The organism is Psychrobacter sp. 1U2 (assembly GCF_051847575.1).
The window spans coordinates 1-1252 of the sequence record NZ_JBPYDC010000291.1 but is presented as its reverse complement, the minus strand read 5'-3'; the positions used below and the strand labels follow the sequence as shown (position 1 = coordinate 1252).

The window sequence follows — 1252 nt, the reverse complement described above, 5'->3', positions numbered from 1 at the left end:
AGTAGCAACCCCAATGGCATAACTGGTGGTCAATATCACGCCTCTTTTTACTGTTGGGTTTTTCTCACGTGCCACGATATTGGCGACAATAGGCAGCATTGGCAGTACACATGGGGTTAGTGCTAAACCCAAACCTGCTAAAAATAATAAACCTAATGCCAACCATGGATGCGATGCTAGTCCAAACGGATCACCATCGACTAAGCCATTAGCATTTATATTATTGCTGTCAGACGTATTATTGACCGTATCACTGCCTATGACGTTAGTATCTGCTCCAGAAATCGTATTGGTTGTAAGCTCGTCATCTAAAGAACTCTCATCTAGCAAGGCATAGTCAATAATTTCGTCATCTGTCTCCGCTTGCTCTGCTGTAGACGTAAGACTGTCAGCATCAGTTATACTTGTTGTTTCTGCTGTCGTTGCAGTACTTGCAGCTAACTGAGTATTGTCGTTCGTTGCTGAGGTTTTAGTTGTAGAGGCAGGGGCGAGGTTTTGGGCAGAAGTACCGGCGCTACTTGCCGCTGCTTGTTGCGACGACGCGGCGATATTGACGGTAGTATTAATCTTCTCAGGTGGGTAACAAAGCCCTGCTTTAGCACAGCCTTGCCAGCCAATAACCACGGCTGCATTATCTACACTTTTGCCACTCGTACTGCTAAGCGTCGTGGTCGCAACCATGTTAGCTTGATCAAATACTGGGACACGGCCAAAGGTTGGATCATCAATTGAGTACGGCGTCTGACTAAAAGTAAATGGCGCGGCAGTCACACCAGCAGGCAAGGTTAGCTTTATTTGATCTTTATAAACATAGTGTTCAGGAGTGATATCAAAGTTAATCGACAACTGCGTCCCTGTAGCGACAGGCTTACTGACACTACCTACCTGAAAGGCTTGATCGACTGGCAAAAACTTTGGTTTCGATGAGCTTTTGTTACTACCAAACAAATCACCCAAGCTAGCAGCCTGAGCTGTCATGGATGTGGCGGTCAGCCCAGTAGCGACCAATCCAGTAGCGACTTGTCCAATAGGTACTAGTCCTGTCAATAATGAGCTACTGGTTAAAGCAAATGCCAACAGATAAGACTTTTTGGAAGAACGATTTACAGTTAGCGATGGAGGTTTTTCTGGTGTCTTAATGGACATAAAGGACTGCCTATTTATTACTAATACTTAAATCGACTTAATCGATATTTACTTACGTTGTGCTGCGATATCAACCGTGGTTTTGATTTTCTCTGGCGGGTAACAT

Annotated in this window: 1 protein-coding gene; it reads right to left on the bottom strand. The window is 44.6% G+C overall.

Annotation, left to right across the window (positions count from 1 at the left end):
- A partial coding sequence (locus ACS8FD_RS15250; protein ID WP_439276469.1) for a protein-disulfide reductase DsbD domain-containing protein occupies positions 1–1146 on the bottom strand: 1146 nt, incomplete at its 3' end.
- Positions 1147–1252 lie beyond the last annotated feature (106 nt).